9 protein-coding genes and 1 pseudogene are annotated in these 7,686 nt (G+C 71.3%); 5 read left to right on the top strand and 5 right to left on the bottom strand.

The annotated features are described in order from the left end of the window. The 3 genes from R6V09_RS40930 to R6V09_RS40920 all read left to right on the top strand — a co-directional run. Positions 1-330, top strand: a 330-nt coding sequence (locus tag R6V09_RS40930; RefSeq protein WP_317886563.1) for a WS/DGAT domain-containing protein, incomplete at its 5' end; no start/stop codon positions are given. 105 nt (positions 331-435) lie between these two features. Next, a complete protein-coding gene (locus tag R6V09_RS40925; RefSeq protein WP_317886562.1) occupies positions 436-1,929 on the top strand; it encodes an SDR family NAD(P)-dependent oxidoreductase in 1,494 nt (497 codons plus the stop codon). A 72-nt stretch (positions 1,930-2,001) separates the two neighbouring features. After that, entirely contained in the window at positions 2,002-2,235 is a 234-nt protein-coding gene (locus R6V09_RS40920; RefSeq protein WP_317886561.1) for a hypothetical protein, read from the top strand. A gap of 12 nt (positions 2,236-2,247) precedes the next feature. On the opposite strand, the gene R6V09_RS40915 is transcribed toward R6V09_RS40920, so the two are convergent. The 4 genes and pseudogenes from R6V09_RS40915 to R6V09_RS40900 all read right to left on the bottom strand — a co-directional run bounded on the left by R6V09_RS40915 (position 2,248) and on the right by R6V09_RS40900 (position 5,443). After that, a complete protein-coding gene (locus tag R6V09_RS40915) occupies positions 2,248-3,057 on the bottom strand; it encodes an SDR family oxidoreductase (protein ID WP_317886560.1) in 810 nt (269 codons plus the stop codon). A gap of 25 nt (positions 3,058-3,082) precedes the next feature. Further along, positions 3,083-3,658: an HD domain-containing protein gene (locus R6V09_RS40910; RefSeq protein WP_317886559.1), complete on the bottom strand. Its 576-nt coding sequence runs from the start codon at positions 3,656-3,658 to the stop codon at positions 3,083-3,085. Positions 3,659-3,845: 187 nt separating this feature from the next. Beyond that, complete coding sequence (locus R6V09_RS40905; RefSeq protein ID WP_317886558.1) at positions 3,846-4,745, bottom strand: aminoglycoside phosphotransferase family protein; 900 nt, start codon at positions 4,743-4,745, stop codon at positions 3,846-3,848. Positions 4,746-4,885: 140 nt separating this feature from the next. Next, positions 4,886-5,443 (bottom strand): annotated as a pseudogene (locus tag R6V09_RS40900) (YciI family protein). 418 nt (positions 5,444-5,861) lie between these two features. Between R6V09_RS40900 and R6V09_RS40895 the strand changes: the two are divergent. Beyond that, positions 5,862-6,035: a hypothetical protein gene (locus R6V09_RS40895; protein ID WP_317886557.1), complete on the top strand. Its 174-nt coding sequence runs from the start codon at positions 5,862-5,864 to the stop codon at positions 6,033-6,035. A 55-nt stretch (positions 6,036-6,090) separates the two neighbouring features. Continuing rightward, positions 6,091-6,573 (top strand): GNAT family N-acetyltransferase, encoded by a 483-nt coding sequence (locus R6V09_RS40890; protein WP_317886556.1) that lies wholly within the window; start codon positions 6,091-6,093, stop codon positions 6,571-6,573. Here R6V09_RS40890 and R6V09_RS40885 read toward each other — a convergent pair. After that, on the bottom strand, positions 6,570-7,686 hold a 1,117-nt coding region (locus R6V09_RS40885; protein WP_317886555.1), incomplete at its 5' end, for an amidase. The two genes, R6V09_RS40890 and R6V09_RS40885, sit on opposite strands and share 4 nt — an antisense overlap.

Here is a 7,686-nt window from a genome sequence, read left to right as displayed (position 1 = left end):
GTCGCCCTCCTCGCCGACCACGTGCCGGCGCTCGGCCACCGGCTCGGCGGACCCCTCGCAGCCCAGGCCGCCCGGCTCTGGTTCGACATCCTCGTCACCAGCGTCCCGCTGCCCGGCATCGGCCTCAAACTCGGCGGCAACCCGGTCACCGCCGTCTTCCCGTTCGCCCCGCTGGCCCGCGGTCAGTCGCTCGCGGTCGCCGTCTCCACTTTCCGGGGACACGTCCACTACGGGCTCGTCGCGGACGCGGCGGCCGTACCGGATCTCGATCTGTTCGCCCGTGCCCTCACCGAGGAGGTGGAGACACTCATCACCGCCTGTGGGTCGTGACGCGGAACGAGTTTGGTGCTGGGGCCCGGCGCTCCGTAAAATTCCGTGTTCGACGGCCGCGCGATCGGAGCGCCGCCGCGGAGGACCCAAGGAAACGGCAGCGCGATGACGGTGACAGAGAACGGCTCCACGACCCCGGACGAGGTCGTGTACGGGCCCGGCATCGACCCCGAGCGGCTGGCCGTCTGCCTCAGCGTGCTCGACGAACTGGAGAAGATCGACGTCGACCACCCCGACGCGATCACCGTCCGCCGGGCCACCGCCGGCATCTACCGCAGCGTCAAGCAGCGCCGTCGCCAGGACCGCCGGGCCGCGAAGACCGCGCACGACAAGGCCGTCACCGAGTCCACCGCGACCGGCTCCGCGCAGCGCATCGACGACGAGACCGAGGGTCTGCTCCCGTCGTCGGTGACGGAGGAGGGCCGGATCGCCGGGATACTGCAGCGCCCGCGCTCCTGCTACACCTGCAAGACCCGGTACGTGGAAGTCGACTACTTCTACCACCAGCTCTGTCCTGACTGCGCCCGCCTCAACCGCGAGAAGCGCGACGTCCACGCCGACCTCACCGGCAAGCGCGCCCTGCTCACCGGCGGCCGAGCCAAGATCGGCATGTACATCGCGCTGAGGCTGCTGCGCGACGGCGCCCACACCACGATCACCACGCGTTTCCCGAAGGACGCCATCCGCCGCTTCAAGGCCATGGACGACTCGGCGGACTGGCTGCACCGCCTGGAGGTCGTCGGCATGGACCTGCGCGACCCGGCCCAGGCCGTCGCCCTCGCCGACCAGATCGCCGCGACGGGCCCGCTCGACATCCTCATCAACAACGCGACGCAGACCGTACGGCGACTGCCCTCCGCCTACGCCGCCCTCGTCGACGGCGAGAGCGCCCCGCTGCCCGCCGGTGCGCTGCCCGCCCACCAGGTCATCGGCGCCTTCGGCTCCGGCGCGGTCGACGGACTTGCCGCGCTGCCCGTCGGCATCAGCGGCCTCGACGCCCAGCAGGTCGCCGACCTCGCCCTGGTCGCGGGCAACGCCAGCGTCGCCCGGCACCTCGACGGCACCGCCATCGACGCCGGCGGCCTGGTCCCCGACGTGGTCGACACCAACACCTGGGTGCAGACCATCGAGCAGATCTCCCCGGTGGAGCTGCTTGAGACCCAACTCTGCAACTACACCGCGCCGTTCATCCTGATCAGCAAGCTCCGCCCCGCCATGGCCGCCGCCGCCAAGGCCGCGACCAGCGGACGCGCGTACATCGTCAACGTCTCCGCGATGGAGGGCGTCTTCGGCCGCGGCTACAAGGGCGCCGGACACCCCAACACCAACGCCGCCAAGGCCGCGATGAACATGGTGACCCGCACCAGCGGCCAGGAGATGTTCCAGACCGACGGCATCCTCATGACCTCGGTCGACACCGGCTGGATCACCGACGAACGCCCCCACTACGACAAGCTCCGCCTCGCCGAGGAGGGCTTCCACGCACCACTCGACCTGGTCGACGGCGCCGCCCGGGTTTACGATCCGATTGTGTGCGGCGAACAGGGCGAGGACCTGTACGGCGTCTTCCTGAAGGACTACGCGCCCGGCAAGTGGTAACCCGCCACCCCGGACACGGGTCCCGGTGACCGCCGGGTTCCGGCCCTGGTGAGCGTCGCGCGAGGAGTTCCCATGGCCAGTCCGCACGGCATCGATCCGAGGGCCTTCAAGGACCCGCGCAACCACTACCCGACCGACGACGAGTTCTACGCGAGCGACCGCCCGGCCCACCCCGTCCTGCCGGAGGACCGCCCGCGCGGCGGTGGGCCCACGACCGCGGTGAAGCACCGCGGGACCTGGGCCACGGTCGCGCTCGTCGCCGGGATCGTCCTGCTGATCCTTGTGGGGATCGCCCTGTTCCCGTGATTGCCGGGGCCGCTATGAATGAGGCGGCGCTGCCGACCTCAGCCGGTCGTGGACGGCGTATCCGCCCGACGCGTACGCCGCCCGCACCCGCGTCCCGCCGTCCACCAGCAGATCCGCCCCGGTGATCCACTCGGCCTGGTCGGAGGCCAGCCACAGCACGGCCCGTGCGATGTCGGCAGGCTCCCCGATCCGGCCGAGCGGCAGCCCGGCGGCGACCTCCGCCTCACCCGGCTCCCACACGAACCGGGCCATCTCCGTGCGCACGAGCCCGGGGGAGACGGAGTTGACCCGCACCCTCGGCGCGAGTTCACCTGCGAGCTGCTGCGTGAGGTGAAGGAGCGCCGCCTTGCTGGTGGAGTACGCCCCCACGCTCGGCCCGACATGACCGGCACCCTCGGTGCACACGTTGACCACCGCGCCGCCGTGCTCCCGCATCCACGCCCGCCAGACGCACTGCACCAACCGCAGCGGCGCCTCGACGTTCACGGTGAACGCCGACCGCCAGGCATCCGGATCGGCTTCCATCAGCGGGCCGTACGGCTGGTTCGTCGCCGCGTTGTTGACCACCACGTCGATCCGCCCGAAGGCGCGCAGCGCGAACTCCGACAACTCCCGCAGGTGTTGGGGATCGCCGACATCCCCGGCCAGCCCGACACCGCCCAACTCCTCCGCGGCGCGCGCCACTTCACCGGCGTCCCGGGCGCTCACACACACCAGCGCCCCGGCCCCGGCGAACCCCTCGGCGACCGCGCGACCGATCCCCCGCGTACCCCCGGTGACCAGGACGGCACGGCCCCGCAGACCGTACGACGACGACGTCATCGCCGTACGATCTCATGACGGACCGTCAGTCGACAGCCCCCAGGCGGGAGTTGGGCAGTCGGGAGTTCCGGGCGGCGACTATGCCCAGGACCGTGCGCCAGTCCTCCAGGACCCCGGCGTCGAGGCCGACGACCTTGGCCGCGTCGTCGGCCTGGCGGAGGGTGATCGCGTCGTCGGCGAGTGGATCGCGCTCGAAGGCCGCGGACTCGGCGCGGGACAACGGGCCGCCCTGGGCCCGGAGCGTCAGCGTGCTCTGTGCGGACAGGTCGTGGTCCGGTGCCGCGGTGGCGAGATAGCGCTTCGCGGGCACGTGCAGACGGACCAGCCGGGCGACCCGTGCGCCGAGCAGGGCGTGCACCGCGTCCGCCGCGTGGTCGGCGTGCCCGGCGTCGTCGCCGGGTTGCAGGAGATGTCCTATGTCGTGGACCAGACCGGCGACCTGAAGTTCCTTGTCGGCGGGGCGACTTCGGCGCAACAGCGCGGCCGTCTGCAGCGAGTGGTCGTGCAGATCGACCGGATCACCGCTCCGGTCCGGGGTGTCCCAGGCACCCCGGCAGGCGTACAGCAGGTCCATCAGCTCCTCGACGCTGCGCAACTCCATGCGTCAGTCCTCCCGCGAGACAGCCTGTGCGGAACGCCAGGAGATCATGGCGAGCTTTCGGCGCAGCCAACGGGACCTGAACTGCGCGACGCCTTCAGTGACGTGGATCGCCCCGTACGACACCGCGATTCGTCGAGCGGCGAGTGCCGGCCAAGGCGGGGCCAGGGCCGGTCGATCTCTGCCGACGTCAACGGTCCGTCAGTACACGATCAAGTGCCGACCGGCCTGCGGGCCCCCAGTTCGGCTTGCCGCCGGGCAGGCCGCGGTCCCCGTTCTGGCCCATCAGCATCAGGAACAGGCTCTTCATGGCGGCCAGCCCGCGCGCCCGTCGTACCGTCGCCTCGTCCGCCTGCGCGTAGCTGTCGAAGAACCGTGGGACGCCGCCCGCGGGGAGCAGCAGCCAGGCGGCCACAAGGTCCCATGCCGGGTCGCCGGCGAAGATCGCGCCGAAGTCGACGATGCCCGCCAGTGTTCCGTCCGCGACGACGACGTTCGCGGGGTGCAGGTCGCCGTGCACCCACACCCGCGGGCCCGCCCAGTCGGGAGTCGCCACCGCGTCGTCCCATACGGCCCGGATGTCGTCCTCGGCGAAGCGGCCGAGGTCCACGGCCCGCAGGAAGTGCTCGAAGCCGTCCGTGCACTTCCTGGGGTGAGCGCCGTAGTCCGAGGCGTCCGGCGCGTCGGCGGGCGCCTCCGTGTGCAGCGCCTTGAGGAAGGCCGCCAGCGTGTCGGCCGCGTGGTCGCCGCGGGTGATCGAGCCGTGGTCCAGCGGGGTGCCTTCGACCCATGTCATGACGGTCCAGACCTTGGGGAAGCGCTCGGAGGGTGCTCCGTTCCGCACCGGGGTCGGGATCGGAAGCGGCAGGCGCGGGGCCAGCACCGGCAGCCAGCGGCGCTCCTTGAACTGCAGATCGGGGAGGTTGTCCATCCGCTGCATCCGGACGGCCAACTCGTCCCCGAGGCGCCACATCTGATTGCCCCAGCCGCCCTCCACCTCGCGGATGGGTAACTCGGCCAGGTCCGGATGCTGTTCCCGCAGCAGCTCGCGGACCAGATCCTCGCTGATCTCAATCTCGGATTCGATCATGCGGAGTCACGGTACTTGAAGCAGGCGGAGCCGACCTTGCCCTTGGGAAGATCCAGCGACGAGGCCGGCCTGTCAGGCCGCCCCTTCGGTATCTGTCCTTCGAAGGGCTTCGGCCGCAACGTCGGTCGTACGTCGGCGGGTCATGACGGCCGCCCGCCGAACTGCCAGTTGTGCACCTCGATGTCTGCGTACCGGTCCGGGGCCAGGATGGCGCGTGCCGTGTCCGGGTCCGGCGCCCGGACCAACGCCGCCGTGCCCAGTCAAGTGGCGCCGTCGTCGGACAGCAGCGGCCCGTAGGCGATCAGCTCGTCCCGGTCGGGCGGCGCCGCGAGGTCGGTGGCCTGCGCCGTGCCGGGACCGAGACCGAGCACCAGGTAACGGTTGCCGCCGGTCCGGCCGCCGGGGAAGTCCCACATGGTGCGCCCCAGCAGGTTGCGCCACCGCCGCAGCAGCACGTCCCGGTAGACGCCGGCCTGATGGCCGGGCTCGTCGAAGGCGAACGCGCGGGCGGCGGCGGGATCGGGCAGGTCGAGGATGTGCACGCTGCCGGTGGGTGTGTCGCCGTCGTCGGCGAGGGTCGGACCCCGGGCGATCATCTCCCTCGCGTACCGGTCCATGTAGGACCAATGCTCTTCCAGCAACTCGTGGCGCAGCGGCAGGGATCCGGGCCGGTCTCGGTGGTAGCAGAAGAACTCCATGTCCACAGGGTCTCTTCGAGGAGGCGACCAGGGCCAGCGGGTTTCACTGCGACGACTGCTCGGTGGCCTCGCCCGGAGTGCGCTGCCGGTGCCCAGGGCCGAGCGCGTTTGTCGATCAGCCACCACACTGGTCGAGAGGGTAGCTGCACGGTTTCTATTCTTTACCCCATGTTTTCAGCCCCATCGAGCGGCAGGCCGCTCATTTGGTTAGTCTGAGGCGGACGGACAGCGACAAGGGGTCCCACCCACACCCATGGTCCGTCCCGGGACAAGCCGGTCACAACGGCCTGCTCTCACACGAGTAACCGGCGCCACCGCGTCCGAACTGCCTTCAACCCACACCCGAGCGGGCCTCAGGTACCGGACCGGAGAACGGCCGGTATGCCCCGAGGGTGACCCGACACATAAGGAGTGCGCGGTGACACCGGAGAAGACGAATCGCGAGCAACGCCCCAAGGAACAGACGGAGCGTGCGGGCCACCGGTCCGACGAGCTCGGCAGCCTGGCTGTGTGGGCCCGCTCGGCCCCCATCCGCCTCGCCGGCTACGAGGACGACCTCGCCGAGCCCCACATCCTGCCCAGCGTGGACTGACCCCCACCGGACCCTTCGCGATCGCCGACAGCATGGGCGTGCGAAAATCATGTCCATGCTGATCAGAGAAGCCGCGGCCGACGACTGGCCGCGGATCTGGCCTTTCTGGCACCGGATCGTCGCTGCCGGCGACACCTACACCTGGGCCCGGGACACCTCCGAAGAGGCGGCCCGGGCCCTGTGGACGTCCCCGCCCAAGCGCGTGTACGTCGCCGAGGACGAGAGCGGGACGATCGTCGGCTCCGCCTTCGTCACCCCCAACTACGGCGGCCCCGCCGAACGCATCGCCAACGCCGGCTTCATGGTCGACCCCGACCACGGCGGCCGGGGCATCGGCCGCGCCCTCGCCGAACACATCCTCACCGCCGCCCGCGAGCAGGGCTTCCGGGGCATGGTCTTCAACGCGGTCGTCGAAACCAACCCCGCCGTAAGACTCTGGCTCTCCCTCGGCTTCACGATCCTGGGCACGGTGCCGGACGCCTTCGACCATCCCCGGGACGGCCGCGTGGGCCTGCACGTCATGTACCGCGCTCTTTAGCCGAGCGGCGCCGTCCGCACCCAGGGGCGCAGCCTCTCCAACTCCTCGGCCAGGTCCAGCAGCGCCGCCTCCGAACCCGGCCGCCCCACCAGCTGTACGGCACAGGGCGCGCCCGAGGGCAGCGTGCCGAACGGGACCGACATCGCGGGCCAGCCGGTGAGGTTCCACGGGGGAGTCATCGGCGAGTAGTTGGTGTTGGCCAGCACATTCCGCAGCCAGCCCCGCTCGTGCCACGGCCCGGCTTTGGGGGAGCGGCGGGCCAGCGCCGCCGTCAACAGGATGTCGTACTCGGCGAAGAACGGCGTGAGGCGTTCCCGCAGCTGCTCCCGGCCCTTGCCGGTACGGACGCTCTTCACGAAGCGGCGCCCGATGGCCGCGTGCACCCGGGTCCGCCGCGTCAGCTTCCGCGGGTCGAGCCCCGCCGCGTCCACCGAGGTGCCCGCCGTCCAGTGCGCGAGCGAGGTGGTGCTCAGGGACATGGGATACGGCGGATCGGCGCGGTGCAGCGCGTGACCCGCCTCGGCCAGCAGCCCGGCCGCCTCCCGGACGGCGGTCGTATACGGCTTGCTGACGGCGACTCCGGCGAGCGGACTGCGCACGGAGACGGCGATGTTGCGGGCGGTGGGCTCGTCGGGGCGTACGACCTCGGTGTCCGCGATGACCGAGAACATCAGCCGGGCGTCCTCGACGGTCGTCGCCAGGGGGCCGTTCTCGGACATTCCGAACCAGTCGCCGTCGCCGATGCCGGCCGGGACGACCCCGAACCCCGGCTTGATCGTGACCAGGCCGCAGTTGGCCGCCGGGATACGCAGGGAGCCCATGCCGTCGTTGCCGAGCGCGATCGGCACCATGCCCGCCGCGACCGCCGCCGCGCTGCCGCCCGAGGAACCTCCTGCGGTGCGGGTGATGTCCCACGGGTTGCGGGCCGTGCCGTGGACGCCCTCGGTGGTGCCGAAGACACACAGCTCGGGCACGTTTGTCAGCCCCACGACCACCGCGCCCGCCGCGCGCAGCCGGGCCACGGTGACATGGTCGTGGTCGGCCGGGGTGTCCGGGGTCGCGGCGGAGCCGACCCGGGTGGACTCGCCGGTCACGGCGAGGTTGTCCTTCACG

It is taken from the genome of Streptomyces sp. W16 (assembly GCF_033194735.1).
GTDB lineage: Bacteria > Actinomycetota > Actinomycetes > Streptomycetales > Streptomycetaceae > Streptomyces.
This window is presented reverse-complemented; position numbering and strand designations above follow the sequence as displayed.